Raw genomic sequence first — 23,578 nt, forward strand, 5'->3', positions numbered from 1 at the left:
CAGCTCGCGATGCGGCTCGGTGAGGCCTATTTGTTCGAAGGTCAGCCGGATCGCGCGGCGCGCCTGTTCGACGCGATCGAATCCCGCTACCGCGGTTTCGACCTCGCGCTCGGCGCCCACGCCGACGCGCTCGCCCTGCTCGGTCGCACACGCGACGCCGAACGCTACTACGCCCGCGCCGCGGCGGCGCACGGCCGCGCCGCCCGAGAGACCTACGCCCTGTTCGTCGTCTCGCAGCCCGACGTCACGCCGAGCGATCCCGCGCTCGCGCGCCAGGGCCTCATCGAACTGGCGCCCACCCTGGCGGCGCGCGGCAAGCGCGCCGCCACCGTCGACCGGGCGGCCACCCTGCTCGAACGCTGGGGCGAGCCCTCCCTGGCGGCCGCGCTGCGCGAGCGAGCCGCCGCGCTGCGGCGGCGGGCGGCAGGCGGCGCCAGGTAGCGTGCGCTATACTGCCGGCGGCGCGGGCTGCGCCGTCACCAAGGAGCGACGACATGGGCATTTTCGACTTCGTCAAGGGGGGCGTGAAGGAGCTGGCGATCGCGCGTCCCGACGCCTACAAGGACCACATCGTCTACAAGCACCCGGACAAGACGATCCCGATGAAGGCGCAGCTCACCGTCGAACCGGACGAGATCTGCCTGTTCTTCCGCGACGGGGAATTCGTCGGGCAGTTCACCGCCGGGCGCCACACCCTCGACTCGGGCAACATCCCGTTCCTCGGCCGGCTCATCGACAAGTTCACCGGCGGCGACGTGTTCATCGCCGAGGTCTACTTCGTCACCACCCGCGAGATCACCGACAACAAGTTCGGCGGCCGGATCGGCAAGGTGCGCGACCCGCAGTCGGGCCTCGCGGTCGAGATCATGGTCCACGGGACCTTCTCGGTGAAGGTCATCGATCCACCGAAGCTCGTCATCGGCCTCGTCGGCCTCCAGCGCACCGACGGCAATGCGTTCCTGAGCTGGTTCAAAGAACAGATCCTCAAGACGATCCGCGACGACATCGCCGAGTTGATCGTCAAGAAGAAATGGCCGCTGCTCGACGTGACGTCCGGCGCCTACACGGAGGAGATCGAGCAAGAGGTCGTCGCCGGCGTGCGGACGCACGTGGAGCCCTACGGACTCGAAGTGATCCGCATGGGCAACTTCCACGTCGGCATGAGCGACGCGGACGAGGCGCGCCTCACCAAGTTCTACGAAAACGCCGCGTACATCAACATGACCGGCGGGATGCAGGGCTACCAGCAGTTCGCCCAGGCCAACATGATGATGAACGCCGGCGAGGGAATGGCCAAAGGCGGCGGGGGCAGCGGCGGCGGGCTCGAGGGGGCCGGGCTCGGGCTCGGCTTCGCGATGGCCAACCAGATGATGAACCCGCAGGCGCAAAACCAGCCAGCTCCGCAGCCGAACACGCCGCCGTCGCAGATGAACACCGTGCAGTGCGGCAAGTGCAACGCACAGGTCGCGCCCGGCAAGTTCTGCTCCGAGTGCGGCGCGCCGCTGCAGGCCGCCGGCCCCAAGTTCTGCAGCAACTGCGGCAAGCCGGTGTCGGGCAAGTTCTGCGGCGAGTGCGGCACCCCCGCGCCGGCGTAGCCCCGCGAGCCTGGAGAGAGCGCGCCCCACACAGCCGCTCGACGCCCGCCGGGCACGCCCCGCGGGCGCCGGCAGCCCCCTCGCGCACCGCCGCCCGCGCGGTTGACACGGCACAGCCGTAGCCGATCCCGCCGCGCTGCGCTACAACCGGCCGCCACATGGACAACCGCTCCTACTACGACGACTTCGCTGCCTGGTACGAGCGCGAGCGCGGGCGCGGGTACCACCAGATGCTCGACGACCTCGAGATCGAGCTGGTCGAGCGCTACGGCCGCGGCAAGCGCGTCCTCGAGGTGGGCTGCGGCACCGGCCTGTTGCTCGCGCGCGCCGCGCAGTTCGCCGACACCGCCGTCGGCGTGGACCTGTCGGCGGGCATGCTCGCCCGCGCGCGCGACCGCGGGTTGCGCGTCGCGCAAGGGTCGGCGACCGAGCTACCGTACCCGGACGCCTCGTTCGACGTCGTCTACAGCGTCAAGGTGCTCGCCCACGTCGAGGCGATCCGCGAGGCGCTCGCCGAGATGGCGCGGGTCACGGCGCCGGGCGGCGTCATCCTCGCCGAGTTCTACAATCCGCTGTCGCTGCGGGGTTTGGTCAAGAAGATCAAGCCGGCGAGCCGCGTGTCCGAGACGACCACCGACGAGGCGGTCTACACCCGCTACGACACCCCGGCGGCGATCCGCCGCCTGCTGCCGGACGGGGTCACGTGGGAGACGACCCGCGGCGTCCGCATCGTCACGCCGGTGGCCGCGGTCCACAAGATTCCGCTCGTCGGCCGCGCCGTGCGCGCCGCCGAGCAGCGGCTCGCCGACGTGCCCGGCGTGCGCGCGTTCGGCGGCTTCCTCATCGCCGTGTTGCGCCGGCAAGGCTGATACACTGCCGGCGATGGGGTCGATCCTGGTCGTCGACGACGAGAGGTCGATGCGCGACTTCCTCGCGATCTGTCTGGAGCGCGAGGGACACGAGGTTGCGACGGCCGCGACCGCGGCGGAGGCGTTGGCCGCGGCGACGGCGCAGCCGCCCGACGTCATCGTCACCGATCTCAAGATGCCCGGCGACCTCGACGGCATCGGCCTGATCGAAGCGGCGCGCGAGCGGGGCATCGACGCCGAGGTGATCGTCGTGACCGCATTCGCCACCCCCGAGACCGCGATCGCGGCGCTCAAGAAGGGCGCGTACGACTACCTCACCAAGCCGTTCAAAGTCGACGAGATCAACGTCGTGATCGGCCGCGCGCTCGAAAAGCGCGCCCTCGTCCGCGAAAACCTCGCGCTGCGCGAGGCGGTCGAGAGCCGGCACCGGTTCGCGTCGCTGCTGTCGAAGAGCCCGCAGATGCAGCGCGTGTTCGACCTCGTCCGCAAGATCCACTCGACGCGAACGAGCGTCCTGATCACCGGCGAGAGCGGCACGGGCAAGGAACTCGTCGCGCGGGCGCTGCACAGCGAGGGCGCGCGCAAACACGGGCCGTTCGTCGCGATCAACTGCGGCGCGATTCCGCCCGACCTGCTCGAGTCGGAGCTGTTCGGCCACGTGCGCGGCGCGTTCACCGGCGCGGTCGACGACAAGCCCGGGCTGTTCGAAGCCGCCGACGGCGGCACGTTGTTCCTCGACGAGGTGGGCGAGCTGCCCGCGGCGCTGCAAGTCAAGCTGTTGCGCGTCCTGCAGGAGCGCCGCGTCAAGCCGGTCGGGGCGACGCGCGAGCGCGAGATCGACGTCCGCGTGGTCGCGGCCACCAACCGCGACCTCGAGGAGGAGGTCGCGCGCGGTGCGTTCCGCCAGGACCTGTACTACCGGCTCAACGTCATCGAGATCCGCCTGCCGCCGCTGCGCCAGCGGCGCGAGGACATCCCGATGCTCGTCGACCACTTCGTGCGGCGCTTCGCCGCCGAGCAGAACAAGCGCATCGCCGGCGTCTCCAAGGAGGCGATGCGCCGCCTGCAGGCCTACGACTACCCGGGCAACGTTCGCGAGCTCGAGAACGTCATCGAGCGCGCCGTCGCGCTGTCGGACCGGCGCATCGAAGTCGACGCGCTGCCCGATTTCGCCAGCCAGCCGCGCCTCGGCGTCGCCGACGGCCAGGCCGCCGCGCTGCCGGCCGACGGCATCGACCTGGACGCGGTGCTGCGCGACTACGAGCGCCAGCTCATCGAGCGCGCGCTCGCGCATACCGGTGGGAACCGCAAGCGCGCCGCCGAGTTGCTCGGGATCAGCTTCCGGTCGCTGCGGTACCGGCTGTCCAAGCTGGGCATCGGGCCGGCGGACGACGACATGTAGGACGACGTCGCCCACGGTCGCCGGCCTCGCCGCGCCGGTTCTTGCCGGCCGTTTCTTGCCGGCCGTTTCTTGCCGGGGGTGACAATTTTCGGCACAATCGAGACGCGTTTGGTCCCCGGCACATCGTGGGACGTACACCTACACGAATGATCATGAACGCATGGAGGCGCAGGGGGATGCCTTCCGCGGGGAACGGTCTTTGCACGAGACCGGCGCGCATGGGGCCGGAACGCGGACTGACGCTCGTCGAGCTGATGGTCGTCGTCGCGATCATCGGCGTCCTCGCCGGCCTGGCGGTGTTCATGTACACGAAGTCGGTCGAGGACGTCGAGGCCAGCGAGGTCCACGACGTGTTCGCCGAGATCCGCACCAAACAGGAGCAATACCACGTCGAAAACGGCACCTACCTGTCGTTGAGCGCCGACGAAAACGACCTGTGCTGCGGCGCGACCAAGAACAACCCGGGCGACCTGTCGTCCGCTCCCTCGTCGTGGACGCAGCTGCGCCTGGACTTTCAGCGCGGCGCGTTGCGCTGCAACTACGCCGTCGTCGCCGGCGCGGCGGGAGACAGCACCGGCATCGGCACCAAGGGCAGCCAGATCCTGCCCGACCCGCCGCCGACCGACTGGTGGTACGGCATCGCCGAGTGCCCGTCCAACGGCAAGACCTACTACACCCGGCACAACGAGCACCGGGTCATCGAGTACTGACCATCCTGATTCCCGAGGGGCCCCAACAGCGAAAAGGAGTGTTCATGTTCCAGAAACTGCGCAAGAAGACACAAAAGGGTTTCACCCTGATCGAGTTGATGATCGTCGTCGCGATCATCGGCATCCTGGCCGCGGTCGCCATCCCGGCCTTCATGAAGTACATCAAGAAGTCCAAGACGGTGGAGGCGACCGAGCACGTCAAGAAGATCGCCGAAGGCGCCAACTCCTACTACATGCACCCGAGCGTGCCGCGCGGCTACACGTCCAGCCCGCTGCCCAAGCAGTTCCCCAACACGACCGCGGGCCCCACGCCGTCGGATCCGACCGCGTGCTGCGAAAAATGCGCGCCGGTGCAGTCCGACTGGGACGGCAACGCGACGTGGAACGCGCTGAAGTTCGCGGTGATCGACCCGCACTACTACTCGTATTCATACGAAATTGCCTCCGGTGCGGCGACGACGGGGCCGTACACCGCGCGGGCCAACGGCGACCTCGACTGCGACGGCACTGACTCCACCTTCGAGCTCGTCGGCACGATCGACACCGCGCGCGGCGACGGGCCGACCAACAGCGGCGGCATCTACCGCAACCTCGAGCTTGAGTAGCTGTCGCGCGCATCGACGACCCGGCGGGGTGGCGCGTCGCGCCGTCCCGCCGGGCCGTTTCGGCGGCAGGTCGGCGGCGGGCGGCGGGTTCACGCTCGTCGAGCTGATGGTCGCGGTCGCCGTCGTCGGCGTGCTCGCCGCCCTCGCCGCGCCGACCCTCGTCAAGTACATCCGCCGGTCCAAGACGGCCGAAGCCAGCCTGCAGCTGTCGCGGATGTCCGAGCAGGCGCGCGCGTATTACATCGAGACCCACGGCGCGCAGGACACGCGCACGCTCATTCGCCACCAGTTTCCCGACACGACGGCGCTGACGCCGGCCGCGTCGTGCTGCCAGCCGAGCGGCAGCGACCGCTGTACGCCCAACGTCGCCGACTGGGACGACCCGACGTGGAAGGCGCTCCACTTCTCCATGGAGGAGCCCCACTACTACCGCTACGAGTTCGTGTCCGCCGGCGAGGGCACCGCCGCGCAGTTCACCGCTCGGGCCATCGGCGACCTCGACTGCGACGGCGTGCTGGCCACATTCGAACTGTACGGCAGGATTGCGCCTGGCTCCGGCAGCCCGTCGGTGTCAGGTGGCCTGTACGAACACAACGCGCTAGAGTAGCGGCGTGCGGCGAAGCCTCGCTCTGGTCGCGGCGGCCGTGCTGCTGGCGCTGGCCGCGCAGCCGGTCAAGTCCCGCGCGCTGGCGATCCGCGCGGGGTGGCCGAGGTTCCACGAGTACGTGCTGCTGCCGCCGCCGAGCGCGGCGCCCGTGTTGGCGATGGGGTTTCGCGAGCTGGCCGCGGACATCACGTGGGCGCGCGCGACCGTCTACTACGGGTCCGCCCGCCCGGGCGACCCCGGCTCCTACCTGTACCTCGACAGGTTCATCGACAACATCCTGGCCCTCGACCCGAAATTCCGCCGCCCGTACCTGTGGGCGGCCTACGCGGTGACCTACAAGCACGGCAACATCACCGCGGAAGAGGCCAAGCAATCGCTGCACTACCTCGAGCGCGCGATGAAGGCGTTCCCGGACGACGGCGAGTTCTACTGGCTCGCGGGCATCCGCCTGGCCTTGTACATCAAGGGCGAGACGGAGGAGGAGACCCGTCGGATCCGCCAACGCGCGGCCGAACTGATCGAGCAGGCCGTTCGCAAACCAAACGCCGATCCGACGTGGGCGACAATCGCCGCGGACCTGCGAAGCGAACTCGGCCAGCGCGAGCAGGCGATCCGCGAGCTGCGCGAGTTGATCCTCATCACCGACAACGAAGCGGCGCGGCAACAGCTGCTCGCACGCCTCGAGCGCCTCGTTCACAGTGTCGACGTGGCCAATGCGCTCGAGCGCGCGGCGCACGAGTTCGAGGAGGAACACCAGCGCTACTTGCCCTACGCGCCGGCTACGCTGTACGTGCTGCTCGGTCCGCCGCCGCCCAAGGGGATCGACTTCGCCCGGCTCGCGACCGAGCGCGACCTGATCTCGTTCGAGCCGACGGACGCCGAGGCCGAGCCTGTTTCAACGGCCGAGGACGCGATGACGCCACCAGAACCGGGCCATCTCGCGGACGGTCTTGGCGATGACGCCGGAGCGGTACACCGCACTGACGCCGGCCCGCCGCGGTAGGCAGTCGGCCTCGACGTGGACGACGCGGGCGCCGCGCTCGACCGCCCGCACGAAGATCTCCGTGCACAGAAACACGCCGTCGGACTCGATCGGCATGTCGTCGAACAGCTCGCGGCGGTACAGGTACAGGAAATTGAAGTCGTCATAGTCGCGCAGGCCGAACAGCGCGTGGACCAGCTTGATGTAGACCACCGACGACAGCAGCCGCATGCGCGTGTAGCCGGGCCGCCCGCGGCGGCTCGCGATGACGAGATCGGCGTCGTCGAGCAGCGGGATGAACGAGGCGACCTCGGCGAACCGAAGCTGCTGGTCGGCGGCGTGAAAGCAGATCACGTCGTTGCGGCTGTTGCGAATGCCGGTGAGGATCGCGCTGCCGGGACCGAGGTTGTGCGGATGGCGGATCAAGCGCACCTCGGGCCACCGCCGTTCGAGCTGCCGGGCGATCGCCACCGAGCCGTCGGTCGACCCGTCGTCGACCACCAGGATCTCAAAGTCGCGGTCGCCGAAGCCGGCGAGCGCATCGCGCACGTCGGTCACCGCCTGCTCGAGCGTCGCCTCCTCGTTGTAGCAAAGGACCGTGCAGCTCACCGATCGGCTCACAGGGCACGCTCCATGAGTTGGGCAAGCTCGTCGAGGATCGCGTCGGCGCCGGCCGCCGCCAGTTCCGCCGCCGACCCGCGCCCTCCGAGCACGCCGGCGATGCGCACGTCGACTCCCGCCAGCTCGGTGCGCGCACGCCGGGCGGCCGCCGCGTCGCGCGGGCTGTCGCCGACGTACCACAGCACGCCCCCGGCGGGCACCACGGCGCGCGCCGCTGCGATCACCCCGGCGGGGTCCGGCTTGGGCCGCGCCACGTCGTCGCGGGTGACCACGGCCGCGAACCCGCCCGCGTCCAACCCGGCCGCCGCCAGCGCGGGGCCGACGCAGGCGCGCCCGTTGTCCGTAACGATGCCGAGCGGCCACCCGCGCCGCTGCAGCTCGGCCACGACCTGTCGCGCGCCGGGTCGGGCGACCGCGCGCGGCGCGCCCGCGCACTCGGCGTCGTCGAGGATGGCCAGCGCCCGCGCCCGCCATGCGGCCCGGTCCGCGCCGCCGCCGGCCACCGCCGCCGCCTCCTCGATGTGGGCCAGCACCGGCCGAAACGGCGCGTCGAAGCCGAGCGGCGCAAACAGCGCGCGAAGCCGCGACCGCGCCGCCGCCATGTCGACGTCGAGGTCGACCAGCGTGCCGTCGAGGTCGAACACCACCGCACGGGGGATCACGGCGGCCCCCCGAAGTCGTCGAACCCGGCATCGCCGCGCACGAGCACCGGCCCGCAGTCGAGCGTGCGCACCCAGTACAGGTCGGGTTCGACCACGTTCGCGCCCGGCTCGACGGGAAGCCCGAGCGCGATACGCACCAGCAGCCACGGGAAGTTGCAGCCGGCCTCGGTATAGAAGTGTACGGTCGTGCCGCACCGACCCGCGTTGATCTCGGTGACCCGCGGAATCCCGTCGGCGCCCTCCTTCATGTCGACGAAGTAGGCGCCGTGCGGCTCCGCGTCGATCGCGCGCACCGCCGCTTCGCCGATGCGCGCCACGTCCGCCCGCGCGATGGTGCGACTCACGGCCGGCGCCCCGGTGATTCCCGACGGCGCGACGTGAGGCAACACGTACTCGAGCCGCTCGCGCGCGCCGCTCGCCAGCCGCACGCCGCGCCGGAACACCGCCATCCACGTCAGGTTGGCGCCCGGTAGATACTCGCTGGCGGCCATCTGCCCCCAGCCTCGATGGTGGTCGACCCACGCGCGCGCCACGCCCCGGTCGCGACACGGCAGCGCCGCGCCGCCGATCCCCAGTCCTGGCGCGCCGGTGCCGCGCACCCACACGGGCGGCGCGAACCGCTCGAACGCGCGATCGACGTCGGCCGGCTCGCGCAACAGCAGCGTATCGGGCACCGGCACGCCCGCGGCAGCAAGCCTGCGCTGCGTCGCGACCTTGTCGTCGGCGGCCGCGATCACGCCGGTGCGCGGCAGCGCGGTCGCCACGTCGCCGAGCGCCCCCGCATCGCGCAGCTCGGCGACCGCGCGCACCTCGACCGGATGCGTCGGCACGATCGCGCGCACGTCGTCGCGCGCGCACACGCGGGCGAGCGCGTCGGCGTAGCGGTCGCGGTCCCGCGCCGGCGGGATCAGGTAGGTCGCATCGCACAACGACAGCGGCAGGTGCCAGCGGTTCGCGTCGGTACCGATCAGCCGCAGCCGATCAGGCGCGCGGCGCAGCGACCGCGTGACGTTGGCGCCGAGTGGCCCGCCCGCACCGGTGACGAGGATCGCCGTCATCGCCCCCTCGCCGGCACGCGTCCGACCCGCGGCGCCGCGACGCCGCACCGCGGCCGGCGCCCCCCTCGAGCCGGCACGCCGACGGCGGCGCTCGCCCGCGCTGCGGCCGCGCTCGTCACGCCGAGCCACCGCCCCCGGCGCGCACGGCCAGCGGCCGGCCGAACACCTCGGCTGCGTTGTCGCCGAGGATTCGCCGGCGGGCTGGCTCGCCGACCCGCATCGCGCGCACGGCCGCCACGTAGGCGGCCGGATGCGCGAGGTTGTAATCGGAACCAAGCAAGTAACGATCCGCGCCGAGCACGTCGACCGCCCGCTCGATCACCCAGTACTCGCGCACGCCCGAAATCTCGAACCACACGTTGTCGATCCCTCGTGCGGCCTCCGCCGCGGCCGTCGCCAGCGGCGGCGTGTCGCCGCCGGCATGTGTGAGCAGCCATCGCGCGGCCGGATAACGGCTCGCCGCCTCGAGCGCAAACCGGTAGCTGGCCATGTCCTGCCACCGGCCGCAGTGGACGACGACGACCCAGCCGTGGCGCTCGGCGGCGGCGAGCGCCGGCGCGAACGCCGCGTCCGTCACGCGCGCGCGCGACAGCGACGGATGGAGCTTGATGCCGGCGACGAGGTCGGCGTGCGCTTCGACCCAGGCCAGGTCACCGGTGCCCGGCCGCACCCACGGGACGAACCACAGCGGCCCTGGATAGCCGCTGCCGACTGCCTCGAGCAGCCCGGCGAGCAGACCGCCGTTGTCGCACTCGTCGGTCGGCGACAGCACGCCGCCGTCGATCCCGACCTCGCGCAGGACGCCGAGCGTGTCGGCGAGCGTCGCCGACCGCCCGAGGAAGTCGGCGTGACGCCAGCGCCCCACGTGCATGTGGGCGTCGATCAGCACGACCTATTTGAGCCGATCGCTGAAGTCCTCGATGATCCGCTTGGTCTCACCGGGCTCCAAGTTGACGCGGATTGTCTTTTTGATCTTGAACTCGTTGTTGACGAGCGTGATCTTGTGCGCGCCCGCACGCACCTTCAGTCCGCGCTGCGGCGTCATCTTGCCGGTGTCCTTGCCATCGATGTAGATCTTGCACGGCGGCTTCGACCCGAGCAGGAGCGTCGCCCAGCCCTGCGGCCGCTCGTCCTTCGGCTCGTCCCGGTCCGGCGCGGGCTGCTGGGTCGCATCGCGCTTGGGCGGCGTCGCACCGCCGCGCGATCCGCCCCCGGCCGCATTCGGCGGCGTGTCGAGCAGGCGGTCCGACCCACGCGGCGGGCGGTCCGCCTCGCCGGCGGCGCCGCGGTCGTCCCGCCGGCCGCGCGGCCCGGTCGCGACCACCCCGTCGGCGCGCTCGAGCACGACGGCGACGACGACCTGCGCATCGCCGGTGATCGGCACCGGCTTGGACACCGTGACGTAGCCGCGCTTCTTGAAAATGACCTCGTACTTCTTGCGGGGGTCGAGCTTCGCTTCCGCCGGGGCCGGGCCGAGTGCGATGCGCCTCCCCTCGGACACGAGCGTCACCGTCGCGCCGGGTGGCTCGCTCGTGAACCGGCCGACGATGTCGATCGGATCGAGCGCGATGCGCAACACGTCGGCCTGGCCCGGCCGCGCGACCACGTCCTCGCGTTTGGCGAAGAAGCCGGGCGCCTCGATCTCGATGACGTGCGGTCCGGGCACGACGTTGCGGATCCGTCGCGGCGCCGGCCCGTAATCTTGACCATCGAACTTGATGCGCGCGCCGACTGGATCCACGATGATGTCGAACCCGGTGGCCGGGTCGGGCGCCGCGACGACCGGAGCCGGCGGCTGCACGCCCGCCGCGGCCGTGTCGGATGCGGCGGGCGCGGCCGGCGGGGACGCCGCGGCGGCGCCAGCCGGGGTCGCGCCGTCGTCGCGCCCGTGGAGGTACACCCCGAGCCCGATGCCGCCGGCGATCAATGCGACCAGCGCGGCGCCGACCGCGACGTAGAGCCCGGCGCGCGAGCGAGCCGGTGCCGCCGGCGGGATCGCGTCGGGATCGACCACCGGCGCGGGCGCCGCAGCGAGTTGTTGCGACTGCTGGAGCAGGCGCACCACCGCCGACGGCTCCTCGGCCGCCGGCGCCGCCGGCGCGGCCTCCTCGCCGCCAAAGGGCGACGGCGTCGTGTTCGACCCGTTGGCGCGCGGCGCCGGCTGCGCCGGGAGCCGCGACGACGCATCGGGGGCGGGCGCCGACTGCGCCTCCCACGCGCTCGAACTGCGCACCAGCGACGACAGATCCGGCTCCTCGGCCGGGGCGGGCGCGGTCAGCGCGCCGGCGCCCAGCAACGTCGGCGCCGCGGGTTTCCGAGGCGGGGCCGCGGCCGCCGGTGCCGCCGGAGCGCCCTCGGACGGCGTGTCATAGATCTGCGTCTCGAGTTCGTCGTCGTCCCACTCCAGGTTGGCGTCCGCCGGGCGTGCGCTTCGGCCGTTGGTCGGAGGCGGCGGCGGTTTCGCCGGCGCGGCGGCGGACATCGCGAGCGTCGCGCGGCGACCCCCGCGCGCGGCCGTCGCGGGCGGAGGCGGCGCGATCTGCCGGAACCGCTCGAGCTTGGCCGTCTCCTCCTCGATCTCCTTGGCGAACGTCCGCTTCATCCACGCGGCCAGGTCCTTGCGCGAGTAGAACTCGCCCGCCGTGTAGACGAATGCCTGCAGCTCGTCGTGCAGGTCGATCGCGTTCTGATACCGGTCGTCGACGTCCTTCGCCAACGCCTTGAGCACGATCCGCTCGAGCTCGTCCGGAATCTTCCGGTTGTACGTGCTCGGGGGCAGGATCTCGACGTTGCGCACCTTCTCGAGCGTCGAAAAGTCGCTCTCCCCGACGAACAGCCGCTCGCCGGTGAGCAGCTCGTACAGCACGATGCCACACGAAAAGATGTCGGACCGCCGGTCGATCGGCAGCCCGCGCACCTGCTCGGGCGACATGTAGCCGAACTTGCCCTTCAGGATGCCCGCCTGGGTCTTGGAGCCCTTGCCCGCCGCCTTCGCGATGCCGAAATCGATGAGCTTGACCTCGCCCTCGAACGACACGAGGATGTTCTGCGGGCTCACGTCGCGGTGCACCAGGTGCAGCTCGCGACCGCTCTGATCGCGCTTGTTGTGCGCGTAATCGAGCCCCTCGCAGACCTTCATGATGATGAAACAGGCCTGCGCGATTGGCATCGGCTCGTTCGCCTGCCGGCACCGGTCGAAGATCGCCCGCAGGTCGCGGCCGTGGACATGCTCGAGGGCGATGTAGTACGAGCCGTCCACCACACCCAGATCGAAAATCTGCGCGATGTTGGCGTGGTTGAGCTGGACCGCGATCTTGGCCTCGTCCACGAACATCGTGATGAACTCGCGGTCTTCGGCGATGTTCGGCAGAATCCGCTTGACCGCGACGAGGCGCTCGAACCCCTCCACGCCGTAGGCCTTGGCCCGGAACACTTCGGCCATGCCCCCTACGTTGATGCGCTCCAGCAAGTAGTACTTGCCGAACGGAATGGGCTTCTTCACGACGTCGCCTCGTCCAGGGGTCCCGTGCAGATAGGCGAAAAGTATAGCATCGAGGTGTACTCGTCCAGACAGCATTTGCGGGCACGTGTACTCCGCTCACCTACACGGCGACCGGCCGGCTCAACGCCCGCCCCCTCGAAACCCGCGGCCTACCGCTCTTCGATCCAGACGCGGTTCATCCGGTCCCCGCCGCGGATCGCGTCGACGACCTCGATACCTTCGACGACCTGGCCGAACACCGTGTGTTTGCCGTCGAGGTGCGGCTGCGGCGCGTGGCAGATGAAGAACTGCGACCCGCCCGTGTTGGGTCCGCGGTGCGCCATCGACAACGACCCGCGCAGGTGCTTTTTGCCGTTGCCGGTTTCGCAGGGGATGGTGTAGCCCGGGCCGCCCGTGCCGTTTCCGACTGGACACCCACCCTGGATCATGAAGTTGGCGATCACGCGGTGGAACGTGAGGCCGTCGTAGAACGGGCGGCGCACCGGCTTGCCCGTCTTGGGGTCCGTCCACTCCTTTTCGCCGGTCACGAGCCCGACGAAGTTGGCGACGGTGCCGGGCGCCTCCGCCTCGAACAGCTCGGCGACGATCTCACCCCGGTCGGTCTCGAAATGCACGAATTTGGCCATGTCATGTCTCCCTGCGTCGGTGGTTCAGTCGGCGGCGAGCGCCTGGGCCGGCTCCATCCGGGCCGCGCGGCGCGCCGGCAGATAGCCGCCGAGGATACAAAACAACACCGCGAACACCACACCGCCGGCGACGATCGCGGGCCCGAACGAGAAGTAGGTCTCGGGCTTGAACGGAAACTCCGGCAGCCAGCGCTTCGACGCCATGTCGATCGCCCAGCCGGCGGCCACCGCCAGCCCGACGCCGACGCCCCCGCCGATGAGCCCGATCACGCTGGCCTCGCCGAGGATGAGCAGCCGCACGTCCGCCTGCGTCGCCCCGAGCGCGCGCAACAGCCCGATCTCTCGCCGGCGCTCGCTCACCTGCATGAAGAACGTATGCGCGATGTTGATCGCGGAGATCAGTACGATGATGAACGAGATGAGCACGAACAGCGCGGTGACGATGAAGATGGCGGTGGCGAAACGCTCGCCTTGCGAGTCCTCCAACTCGAGGCCGAGGTCGCTGCGCAACCACGCCGAGAACCGCGCGATATCCTCTTTGTCGCGCACCTTGACCACGATCGACGAGTACTGCGCGGCCGCGTCGTCCCCCTCGTATTCGCGATTCCACCGCTTGATGTAGTCGATTGGAATCGTCGCGCCGATCGGCATCGCCTTGTTCGTCTCGCCGATGACGTACGCGCCCACCCGCCGCGGCGGCGCCTTGACCGCCTTCGACCCGCTCACGTACGACTCGCCGAGGACGATGTCGAAGCCCATCGCGCGGTAGCCGCGCAGCGCGATGAACGCGGTGATGCCGCCGGTCGGTATCCGGGGCAGGCCGTGCGACGCGGCGAACGAGTTGTTGAAGATCTCGATGAACGCCGGCGACACCAGCACCGGCACGCGGTGGTGGCACTTGCGGTCGCGTAGATCGCAGTAGTGGTGCGCGCTGTCCTCGCAGTAGTAGTCGTCGACCCGCAGGCACGGGTCGAGCGCCTCGCCCGGTTCCGGGCGCCGGCCGAGCGGATGACACAGCCGGTCAGAGCCACATGCGAACCCGCGGCGGGGACACACGTACCGGTCGCGCACGGCACACGCGTCGGCCTGCGCGAGGTAGTCGTCCGTCTCCCAATCGCGAAACAGGTCCGCGAACGACTCGCCCGCGACGAAACTGGTTTCGATCCCGTCGCAGAAGCCGCCGAGTTCGAGCGGGATGTGCTGCCCTTCGAACTTGCCCTCGCCGCGCGCGGGAAACGACAGCCGCATACGAGGGATCGCGTACTCGACCTCGGGCCGCGCGCGAATCCGCTCGACCACGGAATCGTCGAGGCGAGCGCCGAGTTCGATGCCGACGTTGACCTTCGGCGCCACGACCTCGAGCCGGTCGATCGGAAACAGATCCTCGCCGAGGATCACGGCGCGCACGCCGCCGGACAACCCCAGGAAGAACACGAACGCCGCGATTCCGACGACGATGCCGAACGCCGACAGCGCGAACTCGCCGCGGTTGCGCACCGCGTTGCGCAACACCATGGCAACCAGCTTGCGAAACGGCATCAGGCGGCCCCCTCGCGAGGGCCGCCGTCTTTGGCGACCGTGCTGTCGTCGCCCTCGACGATGCGGCCGTCCAGGATGCGGATGACGCGGCCGGCGACGCGCGACACCCGCTCCTCGTGCGTCACGATCAACAACGTCGTGCCGTCCTTCGCGTTGAGTTCGCGAAAGAACTCGATCACGTCGTGGCCGGTCTTGGAGTCGAGGTTGCCGGTCGGCTCGTCGCAAAGCAGCAACTCCGGCTCGTTGAACAGCGCGCGCGCGATCGCGACGCGCTGCTTCTGTCCGCCCGACAGCTCCGATGGGCGCCGGCCGGCGAGGTCGGCCATGTCGACGCGTTCGAGCGCCTGCAGCGCGCGCCGATTCGCGTCGGCGGGCGGCTCGCGGCCGAACACCGCAGGCAGCGCGACGTTGTCGGCGACCGACAGGTGGTCCAGCAAGTTGAAGTGCTGGAATACGAACCCGATCTGACGGTTGCGGATCCGCGCGAGTTGCCGCTCGCCGGCCGCGCGGTAGTCGTGGCCGAGGACGCGGACGCGGCCGCCGTCGGCGTGGTCGAGGGCGCCGATGATGTTCAGCAGGGTCGATTTGCCCGACCCGGACCGGCCCACCAGCGCCACGAACTCGCCGCGCGCGACCTGAAAGTCGATGTCGTGCAGCACCGGCGTGCGGGCGGCGCCGGTCCCATACGACTTGCACACGGCCGACAGATCGATCGCGAGGTCGGACACGACCGCGGACCCTACCACGCGACGCGGCCGGTTTCCGAGCCGGCGGCCGCCGAGTCGCCCGCGCCGCCGGCGGACCGGTTCCGGGCCGGCACGGCGATTTTTTTCGCAACCCGGCGCCGCCGCGCCCGATACCGGGAGCAAGCCAACCCGTCTTCAACAGGAGAGGACCATGTCAACACCCAACGTGACGTTATCCACAAACACCAAGGTCGTCGTGAGCGAGGTGCGCGAGCGCAAGACCGAAGCTCCGGAGCCCCAGCGCAGCTTTGGCCAGGTGCTGGCCGAGGGCGCCAACGTCGTGCTCGAGGGCGTCCAGACCGCCGCCAGCATCGTCGGCGGGCCGCTGATGTCCGGTGCCGTGCAGGCCGCCGGCGAAGGCATCGCCTACGCCCTCGGGGGCCAGGCGGGGGCCGGCGGCGCGACCGGCGGGACCGACGCCGGCACGTTCGACCAGGTCCGGGCGTTGCAAGAGCAGGCGCAGGCCTTCAACTTGGAGTATCTTGCGATCCAGCAGGAGGTCCAGCAGGAGAACCGGCGGTTCACCGCGCTGTCCAACGTCGCCAAGTCCATGCACGACACGAACAAGGCCGTCCTTCAGAACGTGCGGTCGTAGCCACGCGAGCTCGCCATGAAGATCGATCGACCCGGCGGTCCCAAGCCGCCCGCCACCGACCAACCCGGAGGCGTCGAGGGCCCGAACGCGGCCAAGCAGCCGAAAGAGGCGTTCGCCGACAAGCTGCAACCCGGGAAGCCCGACGCTCCGGGCGGACCGGGCGGACCGGGCGGACCGGGCGGACCGGGAGGACCGGGCGGACCGGACCCGGTCGCGGCAATCGCCGCCGATCTTCAGGCGGGCCGCATCACCCCGCAGCAGGCGGTCGACCGCGTCGTCGCCGCAGCCGCCGACGCCGTGATCCCGGCGGGCTCCCCCGAAGCGGTGCGCAACCGCATTCGCGAGCAGATCGCGCAGGCCCTCGCCGACGATCCGTATCTCGCCAGTCGCCTGCGGCGCATCGGCGTGCCGGTCGGCGACGAGGAGACATGATCGGCCGCGCGCTCGGCGCCATCTGCCTGTCACTCGCGCTCCTTTCACCGGGTGGGGCGGCCGCCGACGTCGCCCCACCCGGACCGTCTCCCCGGACGACCGTCGTCGTCTTCGTCGTCGCGGACGACTTGCCGGGGCCGTCTCGCGCGACCACCCAGCTCGCGGTGGAACGCGCGCTCGAGCGCAATCCCCGGCTCGTCGTGGAGGACAAGGACATCCGCCTCGCGCAACGGAGCGGCGCGTACGACGCGGACGCCGCCCAGGAAGCTCGCGGCCTGCTCGCGACCGGCGAAGCGCTCCTCGCCAAGGGACGCGCGGCGGATGCGCTCGTGAGGCTGGACGCCGCGGCGCACGGCCTCGAAGCGGCATTGCCGTTCGTCCCCAAGCGCGAGCTGGCGCGCGCGCAGTACCTGGTCGGCGCCGCCCACGCGGCCCTCGGCCACGCCGACGAGGCGCGCCGCACGTTCGTCCGCCTGCTCACCTGGCGCCCGCGCTTTGCGCTCGACCCGCGCGTCGCACCGGGCCACACCGTCGTGCTGTTCGACGCCGCGCGGCGCGCGGTCGCGAGCCTGCCGCGCGGCCGCGTGCGCGTGCGCGCGAACATCGCCTATGCGCAGGCCTATGTCGACGGCGTATTCGTCGGCTTCACGCCCACGTCGAAGGCCGGTTTGCCCGCGGGCGACCACTACGTCACCGTGCGCGCCGAAGGCTACGTGCGGCAGGTCGCGAAGGTGACAGTGCGCCCCGACCGCAGCGCGTTCGCGCGCGTCGAGTTGACGCGATCTCCGGGCCGGGATGCCGTCGACCGCGCCGTCGCCGCGATCGCCCCTCGCCTCGGCGCCGCGGCCCTCGCCGAGCCGCTCGCGCGCCTGCGCGAGCGGCTCGATGTCGACCACGCGGTGTTCGTCGCCGTCGACGGCGCGAGCTACACGGCGTTCGTCTACGACCTGGCCAGCGGCTCGCGCCTCGCGCGCGCCGAGGCCCGCATCGGCGACGACGAGGATCCACAGCGAGCGTTCTTGGCCCTGGCGGACGCGCTGTACACCGAGGCATTCCGCGTCGCGGCCGCCCCGGCGGCGGTGCCGGCGGCGCCCGCGGCCGGCCGCCGCCGGCCGTTCTACCGGCGGTGGTGGTTCTGGACCGGAGTCGGCGTCGCCGCCGCCGTGGCCGCCGCGCCGTTCCTGCTGCCCGAGCGCAGGGCCGCGCCGTCGTGCCCGCGCGATCACGTGTGCGGCGAAGTGGTGTTTCGCGTCGGCTTTTGACCGGGACGAGTGCCGTCGCGCGCCGGCCGCCGTCACCACACCTGCTCGCCGAGGAACATGTAGCCCCGATCCGAGCCGGGCGGACCGACGAATCGCGCGGGGTGCGTCACGCCGCTCGGGATGCGCAGGATCGTGTGCGGGCGGCTCATGATGTGGCCGTCGCGGTCGTAGAACGCCGCGATCACGACGACGATCGTCTCGCGCTCGCCCTCGTTCGTGAAGTTGGCCGCGACGACGGCGCGCCCCTCGTCGCGATAGCCGTGCGTGTCATGCATGCGCACGGTGTCCGCCGGAAACCGCGCGATCCGAGCGTCGACGACGCGGATGTCGGCACCGGTGGCCGCCGGCACCTCGCCGTCGTGGTGGACGAGGGCGAAGGTGCGAAAGTCGCGCGCCGGAATGCGCAGGGCGTCGCGGTTGAGCGCACCGATGCGGTCGCCGTGGGCATCGACCAGGTCTCCCTCGAGCGTGACGTCCAGGTCCACGGACAGCGGATTGTCCACGTCCACCAGGACGTAGGTCCCGCGCGACTCGAACCGGCCCGAGCCGATCCGACCGTGGCGCACCACCGCGCCGTCCGCGTGCACGTCGATCGCCCAGCCGCCGAGTTCGGTCGGGTCGAATCGCGGCGGCTCACCGCACGCCGCGGCCCACAGCGCCAGCGCGAGTCCGGCGCCCAGGCGTGACCTGACCTGCGGCCGCTTGCGTTGCACGCGTCAGTTGTAGCGCGGACGCGCCGCGCGCCCAAGTCACCCGCGTCAACCGCGGTACCGCTCGATGGTGTCCCGCGCCGCAGGCGACAGAAACACGCCGGAGGTGTCGAGTTGGCTGAGCGACCGCGCCAGCGCCGCGACGCGCTCCGCGGTGGTCGCGCGGCGATCGATGATCACGCGGTACTCGCCCTTGACCTTGCACAGGCCCCCGTGGCCGATCGACGTCGACAGCGGCTCGTAGCGCACGGAGACCGCGAGCTTTTGCGCGGCACCTTCGAGCTCTTCGAGAATGGGCTCCAACTTCATAGATCGACAAACTACTCGATGGGCCGCGGCGGCTCCAGATTCATTTGCCGCCGAGCCGCCGCAGAAGTACGCGGAACGACGCCCCGCCCGCCTCCGACCGGCCCACCGAGATCGTCCCGCCGTGGTGGTCGAGGATGTTCTTGACGATCGAAAGGCCGAGTCCGGTGCCCGCACCGTCGTACTTGGTCGTAAAGAACGGCTCGAAGATCTTGTCGCGATGCTGCTCCTCGATGCCCGGCCCATCGTCGTCGATCTGTACGCCCACCCAGTCGTCCCCCTCTCGGATGGTGCGAACCCATACGGTGCCGCCGCGCGGCGCGGCATGCACCGCGTTGGTCACGAGGTTGATGATCACCTGCTCGATCTGGCCCGGCACCGCCAACACGACGCCGGCGTCCGGCGACACGTCCTTGATCAGCCGCACGTCGGCCTTGCCGAACAGGTGCTCGCAAAACGACAGCGACTGCTCGACGACGGTGTACAAGCTCACGCGCTTGACCTCGGAGCCGGTCGGCTTCGCGTAGTGAACGAGATCCTGCGCAAAGTCGAGGATCCGCTGCGCACCAGCCCGAATCCGCCGCAACTTCTCGACGTCGCCCTCGTCCAGCGACGTCGGCGCTCCGCCGCGGGCCGACTCCGCCTTCTTTAGCAAGTAGTCCGCGTAGACCGTGATCGACGTGAGCGGATTGTTCAACTCGTGCACGACGCCGGCCGCCAGCTGGCCGAGCGTCGCAAGCTTCTCGGCCTGGATGACCTGGCGCTGCAGCTCGCGCACGCGCGTCTGATCCTGACCGACCGCCACGACGGCCTCGACGTGACCGGCCCGCGAGATCGCCGCCACGCTCCACAGCGTGCGCACGCGCTGGCCGGATCGCGTCTCGAGTTCCACGTCGAGCGCTCCGATCGGCTCGCCGCGCAGCGCGTCGGCAATCGACTTGGTCAGCGCCCCGCGAGCCGACCGCGGCAGCCAGTCGCGCAGATCCGTGCCCAAGATGTCGGCGCGCTCGGCACCGATCAGCTCGCACAGCGCCTGGTTGCACACGTTGATGCGCCAGCGGCGGTCGACGCCGAGAATGAGCGCGTTCGCGTGCTCGATCAACTTTGCCTGATAGTCGCGCAGCAGATTCGTCTCCCGATGCAAGCGCTCGGTCCGCAACGCGACCGCCAGATGGTTGGCTATCGGCACGACCAGCGGCTCGTCGTCGGCCGCGAGGTCCACGCCGAGCGGGTAGCCGACGTCCAGCGCGCCGTACAGCTCGCCCGAGGCGACCAGCGGCACCGTGAACCCGGCGGCCAGCCCCTGAAACGGCGAGTCCCACCGCGGCGACACGCGCAGGTGCGCGCTCTCGGCGACCGCGGTTTTCACCCGCGATTTTTCGATCGCGGACGGCCGCACGGAGATCGGGTCCCGCTGCAGCCCCTCGCGCGCAACGCCGTTGCGGACCGTCACGGCCGCCGGGTCCGAGCGCCGCACGTCCACGACGCGCACGCACAACGCCCGCCCCGGGAACAGCTCCTCGAGTACATCGAGAAACCGGTCGACGATCTGCCCCTGCGTCATCTCGAGGTGGACGTCGCGCCCCAGCCGAAGCACCGCGTCGAGCAGCTCGCCCGAACTCGGCGACGGCAGTGTGCGCGCGGCCTCAGTCATCCCCGCCCTCCGCGCCCGGGGCCTTCACGGCGCGCAATCGGTCGAAGCTCGCCGCCGAGCTGGCCGCCTTGTCCAGGTCGAGAATGCGGTCGCCGCCGACGTACTCCTTCGTCTCGTACCGGGTAATCCGTCCGATCTTCTTGACGATCTCCGCCATCCGCTCCGCCTCGGCGCGAATCGTCGCGATGTGCCGCGCGTGCCGCGCGTCCGCATCGCTCTGGCGCTGGATCAGCTCGAGGTAGCCCAAAATCGACGTGAGCGGTTGGTTGAGTTCGTGCGCCGCGGCACCGGCGAGTTCGGCGATGAGCCCCTGCTTCTCGGTTTCGATCAAGCGCTGCTGCGCCTGCATCAGGCGCTTCTCCATGCGGATGCGATCGCGAAGATCGCTGAAGATACCGACGGTGGCCACCTCCTTGTCGCCCTCGTAGATCACGGATGCGGTCATGCTCACCGGCACGAGTTCGCCGGACTTGGCGACCAGTTCGCGCCGCGTCGGCTCCAGCTTGCCAACACCGCCGTATTCCGGCGACCGCAGCATCCGCATGACCTGGTGGGCTACGCCGTCCGGGTACAGCGCCGTGACGCGCGCCTTGCCAATCATCTCCTCGGCGGAATAGCCCATGATGCGCTCGGCGCCGCTGTTGAACAATATGATGTTGCCCTTGATGTCGGCGGCGACGATCGCGTCGACGGTCGAATCGATGAGGCGCTCGAGGAAATCCTTGGTCTTGCGCAGTTCATACTCGAGCAATCGCTCCGCGCTCACATCGCGAAACTGCAGGATGACCGCGTCGGCCGCGCTGAGCACCGTAGACGTCGCCGCCGACACCGTGACGCTGCGCCCCGACGTCGTGAGCAGATCGATGTCGAACGCTTCGACGTTGGTCCCGCGCAGCACGCTATCGATTACCTCGCGCAAGTGTGCTCGCTGATCGTCGGCGACCATGAGTTGCAACTCGGTGCCGAGCAGGCCGTCGCGGGCGAACCCGGTGATCGCCTCGGCGCTGCGGTTGACGTACTCGATGCGGCCCTGGCCGTCGAGCACGACGACGCCGTCCGATGACGACTCGAAGTACTCGCGCACCGTGTCGATCGCGCGAAGGCGGCGCTCGTGCTCGTACCGGGCGCGCGAGATGCGGTGGGTCTGCTCGCGCAGATTTGCCAGGATTCGGCCGTCGGCCAGATGCGCCGCGACGTCACCGGCGAACAGTCGGCCGGCCGCCACCGCGCGCGGGGTCAGCGGCTCCTGCCGCGGCTTCTCGCGGCGAAACAGCACGACGCCGAGCATGCGCCCGCCCCACATCGCCGGGAACACCGCACAGGCGCCGACGCGATGCTCGGAGAGGACGTCGCGAACGGCGCGGGTCACATCCGACGTCGCAGTGTCGTCGATGAGCGCGTGCTCGCGCGTGCGCATCGCGTGGACGAGTTCCGGGTAGCGTTCCACCTCGACGCGAAACTTGGTGAGCGTCGGATCGTCGGTCGCGGCGATCACGAAGCCGTGCGTCGACCCCTCGATGTGCGCGATCAACGCTGCACGGTCGTAGTCCAACACCGCCGCCATCTCGACGAGCGCCGCGCGCAACCCCTCGGGCGCGTCGCCGGCGCGCTCCATCGCGTCGTGGACGTGCCGCAGCGCCCGCTCACAGCGGACGGCTTCGCGCAGCGCCGCTCGATCGGCCGCGCCGCGAAGCAGCCGCCGCAGCCGATTGCCGAACACCGCGGCCGAGTACGGCGTGAGGACGACGTCGTCGGCGCCGGCGGCGATCGCCTCGGCGGCAGCGTCGGCCGGCGCGGACGGCGCGACGGCCAACACCGGTACGGCCGCGAGATCGGCGCGCGCGCGCACCTCGTCGCAGCACGTCGCCGCGTCGGGGCCGGCCAGCACGATCGCGTCCGGCGGCTCCTCCTCGGGCGGCGGCACCACGGCGCGCACGTCCACGGGCGGGAACCCGCACGCGGCAACGACGTCTGCCGTCTGTGCGCGGGCGGTCGCGTCCGCCGCGATGACGACGATGCGCGGGCGCACCACGCCGGCAGCATACCACGCGGATTCGGGGCGTTACCGGCTGTTCCGATCGCGCGCGGCGCGGTAGCGCATCGCGTCAAACGCGGCGACGGCGGCCGCGAAGACCTCCTTGAGCGGCGCACCGGCGCGATGGGCGGCGGCGCGACATACCTCATACTCCGGCGCGGCGTTGACGACGGCGTCGCCGGCGCGCGCGACCTTGACCGGAATCCGGCCGAACCGCGTGTCGACCTCGACGACCTCGCGATCCGCCACGCGGCGGTCCACTCGGTGGAACCGCACGCCAATCGTGGTCGTCTCGCGCCACATCGCCTCGACCACACGGTCGACCGCGTCCGGCGGCGCGAGCGCCGACAGCAACAGCGCCGGCCGGCCCTTCTTCATCGTGATCGGCGTCCACCAGACGTCCACCGCGCCGGCAGCGAACATCGCCTCCACCGCGTGCTCGCACAGCTCCGGGTTCATGTCGTCGACGTTCGCCTCGACGCACACGACCTCGTCGCCGCGCGCGGCCTCGCGCGGCCGGCCGACCACCGCGCGCAGCACGTTCGGCCGATCCGGCAGATCGGCGTCGCCGGCGCCGTAGCCGACGGCGACGACCGTCCTCGGCGGCGGCGCGCCCCAGGTTTGCACGACCGCGGCCAGGATCGCGGCGCCAGTCGGCGTGCACAGCTCACGCGCGACGCCGCCGTCGACGACCGCCGCGCGCGCCTCGCGCACGATCTCGAGGGTCGCCGGCGCCGGCACCGGAAGAAGGCCGTGCGCGCAGCGGACCGTGCCGCTGCCGAGCGCGACCGGCCCCGCCGTGACCGACAGCGGCGCCAGCCACGCCAGCGCCGCCGCGGCGCCGACGATGTCCACGATGGAGTCGATCGCCCCGACCTCGTGGAACGCGACGGCGTCGACGGTCGTGCCGTGCAGTTTGGCCTCGGCCCGAGCGACGCGATCGAAGATGTCGAGCGCGAGCTCCTCGACGCGCGGAGGCAACGCTCCGGCGATCCGGCGGCGTATGTCCGCGTAGTGAACGTGCGCGTGGTCGCCGTGCGCGCCGTCGCCGTGCGCGCCG

The 23,578-nt window shown here is 70.8% G+C and carries 22 protein-coding genes and 1 pseudogene; 11 read left to right on the forward strand and 12 right to left on the reverse strand.

Going from position 1 to position 23,578, the window contains the following annotated elements; genetic code table 11:
- The 8 genes and pseudogenes from D6689_00860 to D6689_00895 form a co-directional block, all read left to right on the forward strand.
- Nucleotides 1-441 (forward strand): hypothetical protein (locus D6689_00860; GenBank protein RMH45015.1); only part of this gene is annotated, 441 nt, incomplete at its 5' end.
- A gap of 53 nt (nucleotides 442-494) precedes the next feature.
- Nucleotides 495-1,595 (forward strand): SPFH domain-containing protein, encoded by a 1,101-nt coding sequence (locus D6689_00865; GenBank protein RMH45016.1) that lies wholly within the window; start codon nucleotides 495-497, stop codon nucleotides 1,593-1,595.
- Nucleotides 1,596-1,753: 158 nt separating this feature from the next.
- On the forward strand, nucleotides 1,754-2,464 hold the full coding sequence (locus D6689_00870; protein RMH45017.1) for a class I SAM-dependent methyltransferase: 711 nt from the start codon (nucleotides 1,754-1,756) through the stop codon (nucleotides 2,462-2,464).
- A gap of 13 nt (nucleotides 2,465-2,477) precedes the next feature.
- Nucleotides 2,478-3,866 (forward strand): sigma-54-dependent Fis family transcriptional regulator, encoded by a 1,389-nt coding sequence (locus tag D6689_00875; protein ID RMH45018.1) that lies wholly within the window; start codon nucleotides 2,478-2,480, stop codon nucleotides 3,864-3,866.
- A gap of 146 nt (nucleotides 3,867-4,012) precedes the next feature.
- Nucleotides 4,013-4,576 carry a prepilin-type N-terminal cleavage/methylation domain-containing protein gene (locus tag D6689_00880; protein ID RMH45019.1) on the forward strand — a complete coding sequence of 188 codons (564 nt, stop codon included), beginning with the start codon at nucleotides 4,013-4,015 and terminating at the stop codon, nucleotides 4,574-4,576.
- 44 nt (nucleotides 4,577-4,620) lie between these two features.
- A pseudogene (locus D6689_00885) lies at nucleotides 4,621-4,752 on the forward strand (prepilin-type N-terminal cleavage/methylation domain-containing protein).
- Nucleotides 4,753-5,287: 535 nt separating this feature from the next.
- On the forward strand, nucleotides 5,288-5,788 hold the full coding sequence (locus D6689_00890) for a hypothetical protein (GenBank protein RMH45035.1): 501 nt from the start codon (nucleotides 5,288-5,290) through the stop codon (nucleotides 5,786-5,788).
- 4 nt (nucleotides 5,789-5,792) lie between these two features.
- Entirely contained in the window at nucleotides 5,793-6,791 is a 999-nt protein-coding gene (locus D6689_00895; protein RMH45020.1) for a hypothetical protein, read from the forward strand.
- Here D6689_00895 and D6689_00900 read toward each other — a convergent pair.
- The 7 genes from D6689_00900 to D6689_00930 all read right to left on the reverse strand — a co-directional run bounded on the left by D6689_00900 (nucleotide 6,684) and on the right by D6689_00930 (nucleotide 15,506).
- On the reverse strand, nucleotides 6,684-7,571 hold the full coding sequence (locus D6689_00900) for a glycosyltransferase family 2 protein (protein RMH45021.1): 888 nt from the start codon (nucleotides 7,569-7,571) through the stop codon (nucleotides 6,684-6,686). The two genes, D6689_00895 and D6689_00900, sit on opposite strands and share 108 nt — an antisense overlap.
- On the reverse strand, nucleotides 7,388-9,001 hold the full coding sequence (locus tag D6689_00905) for an HAD family hydrolase (GenBank protein RMH45036.1): 1,614 nt from the start codon (nucleotides 8,999-9,001) through the stop codon (nucleotides 7,388-7,390). Before D6689_00905 ends, D6689_00900 begins: the two co-directional genes overlap by 184 nt.
- 225 nt (nucleotides 9,002-9,226) lie before the next feature.
- A complete protein-coding gene (locus D6689_00910) occupies nucleotides 9,227-10,000 on the reverse strand; it encodes a hypothetical protein (GenBank protein ID RMH45022.1) in 774 nt (257 codons plus the stop codon).
- A 3-nt stretch (nucleotides 10,001-10,003) separates the two neighbouring features.
- The gene (locus D6689_00915) at nucleotides 10,004-12,613 is read right to left on the reverse strand and encodes a PEGA domain-containing protein (GenBank protein ID RMH45023.1); all 2,610 of its coding nucleotides are present in this window, start codon (nucleotides 12,611-12,613) and stop codon (nucleotides 10,004-10,006) included.
- A 149-nt stretch (nucleotides 12,614-12,762) separates the two neighbouring features.
- The gene (locus tag D6689_00920) at nucleotides 12,763-13,239 is read right to left on the reverse strand and encodes a peptidylprolyl isomerase (protein RMH45024.1); all 477 of its coding nucleotides are present in this window, start codon (nucleotides 13,237-13,239) and stop codon (nucleotides 12,763-12,765) included.
- Between the two features lie 24 nt (nucleotides 13,240-13,263).
- Entirely contained in the window at nucleotides 13,264-14,778 is a 1,515-nt protein-coding gene (locus D6689_00925) for an ABC transporter permease (GenBank protein RMH45025.1), read from the reverse strand.
- Nucleotides 14,778-15,506 (reverse strand): ABC transporter ATP-binding protein, encoded by a 729-nt coding sequence (locus tag D6689_00930; protein ID RMH45026.1) that lies wholly within the window; start codon nucleotides 15,504-15,506, stop codon nucleotides 14,778-14,780. Before D6689_00930 ends, D6689_00925 begins: the two co-directional genes overlap by 1 nt.
- 184 nt (nucleotides 15,507-15,690) lie before the next feature.
- Between D6689_00930 and D6689_00935 the strand changes: the two genes are divergently transcribed.
- Genes D6689_00935 through D6689_00945 form a run of 3 tightly spaced genes read left to right on the forward strand, consistent with a single transcriptional unit; the run spans nucleotide 15,691 to nucleotide 17,813 of the window.
- Nucleotides 15,691-16,119 (forward strand): hypothetical protein, encoded by a 429-nt coding sequence (locus tag D6689_00935; protein ID RMH45027.1) that lies wholly within the window; start codon nucleotides 15,691-15,693, stop codon nucleotides 16,117-16,119.
- Nucleotides 16,120-16,134: 15 nt separating this feature from the next.
- Complete coding sequence (locus D6689_00940; GenBank protein RMH45028.1) at nucleotides 16,135-16,551, forward strand: hypothetical protein; 417 nt, start codon at nucleotides 16,135-16,137, stop codon at nucleotides 16,549-16,551.
- Complete coding sequence (locus tag D6689_00945; protein ID RMH45029.1) at nucleotides 16,548-17,813, forward strand: PEGA domain-containing protein; 1,266 nt, start codon at nucleotides 16,548-16,550, stop codon at nucleotides 17,811-17,813. Before D6689_00940 ends, D6689_00945 begins: the two co-directional genes overlap by 4 nt.
- A 32-nt stretch (nucleotides 17,814-17,845) precedes the next feature.
- Here D6689_00945 and D6689_00950 read toward each other — a convergent pair whose 3' ends face one another.
- From D6689_00950 to larC, 5 genes are all read right to left on the reverse strand, one after another.
- Nucleotides 17,846-18,526 carry a hypothetical protein gene (locus tag D6689_00950; protein RMH45030.1) on the reverse strand — a complete coding sequence of 227 codons (681 nt, stop codon included), beginning with the start codon at nucleotides 18,524-18,526 and terminating at the stop codon, nucleotides 17,846-17,848.
- A 45-nt stretch (nucleotides 18,527-18,571) separates the two neighbouring features.
- On the reverse strand, nucleotides 18,572-18,832 hold the full coding sequence (locus D6689_00955) for a hypothetical protein (GenBank protein RMH45031.1): 261 nt from the start codon (nucleotides 18,830-18,832) through the stop codon (nucleotides 18,572-18,574).
- Nucleotides 18,833-18,872: 40 nt separating this feature from the next.
- Entirely contained in the window at nucleotides 18,873-20,483 is a 1,611-nt protein-coding gene (locus tag D6689_00960) for a PAS domain S-box protein (GenBank protein RMH45032.1), read from the reverse strand.
- Nucleotides 20,476-22,515 carry a PAS domain S-box protein gene (locus D6689_00965; GenBank protein ID RMH45033.1) on the reverse strand — a complete coding sequence of 680 codons (2,040 nt, stop codon included), beginning with the start codon at nucleotides 22,513-22,515 and terminating at the stop codon, nucleotides 20,476-20,478. Before D6689_00965 ends, D6689_00960 begins: the two co-directional genes overlap by 8 nt.
- A gap of 30 nt (nucleotides 22,516-22,545) precedes the next feature.
- Nucleotides 22,546-23,578: nickel pincer cofactor biosynthesis protein LarC (gene larC, locus D6689_00970; GenBank protein RMH45034.1), on the reverse strand; the 1,033-nt coding region annotated here is incomplete at its 5' end.

The organism is Deltaproteobacteria bacterium (assembly GCA_003696105.1).
Classification (GTDB): domain Bacteria; phylum Myxococcota_A; class Polyangia; order Haliangiales; family J016; genus J016.

Coding starts and splice junctions, on each gene's coding strand:
- D6689_00865 (RMH45016.1), top strand. CDS start 495: ATGGGCATTTTCGACTTCGTCAAGGGGGGCGTGAAGGAGCTGGCGATC.
- D6689_00870 (RMH45017.1), top strand. CDS start 1,754: ATGGACAACCGCTCCTACTACGACGACTTCGCTGCCTGGTACGAGCGC.
- D6689_00875 (RMH45018.1), top strand. CDS start 2,478: ATGGGGTCGATCCTGGTCGTCGACGACGAGAGGTCGATGCGCGACTTC.
- D6689_00880 (RMH45019.1), top strand. CDS start 4,013: ATGATCATGAACGCATGGAGGCGCAGGGGGATGCCTTCCGCGGGGAAC.
- D6689_00890 (RMH45035.1), top strand. CDS start 5,288: ATGGTCGCGGTCGCCGTCGTCGGCGTGCTCGCCGCCCTCGCCGCGCCG.
- D6689_00920 (RMH45024.1), bottom strand. CDS start 13,239: ATGGCCAAATTCGTGCATTTCGAGACCGACCGGGGTGAGATCGTCGCC.
- D6689_00925 (RMH45025.1), bottom strand. CDS start 14,778: ATGCCGTTTCGCAAGCTGGTTGCCATGGTGTTGCGCAACGCGGTGCGC.
- D6689_00940 (RMH45028.1), top strand. CDS start 16,135: ATGAAGATCGATCGACCCGGCGGTCCCAAGCCGCCCGCCACCGACCAA.
- D6689_00945 (RMH45029.1), top strand. CDS start 16,548: ATGATCGGCCGCGCGCTCGGCGCCATCTGCCTGTCACTCGCGCTCCTT.
- D6689_00955 (RMH45031.1), bottom strand. CDS start 18,832: ATGAAGTTGGAGCCCATTCTCGAAGAGCTCGAAGGTGCCGCGCAAAAG.
- D6689_00960 (RMH45032.1), bottom strand. CDS start 20,483: ATGACTGAGGCCGCGCGCACACTGCCGTCGCCGAGTTCGGGCGAGCTG.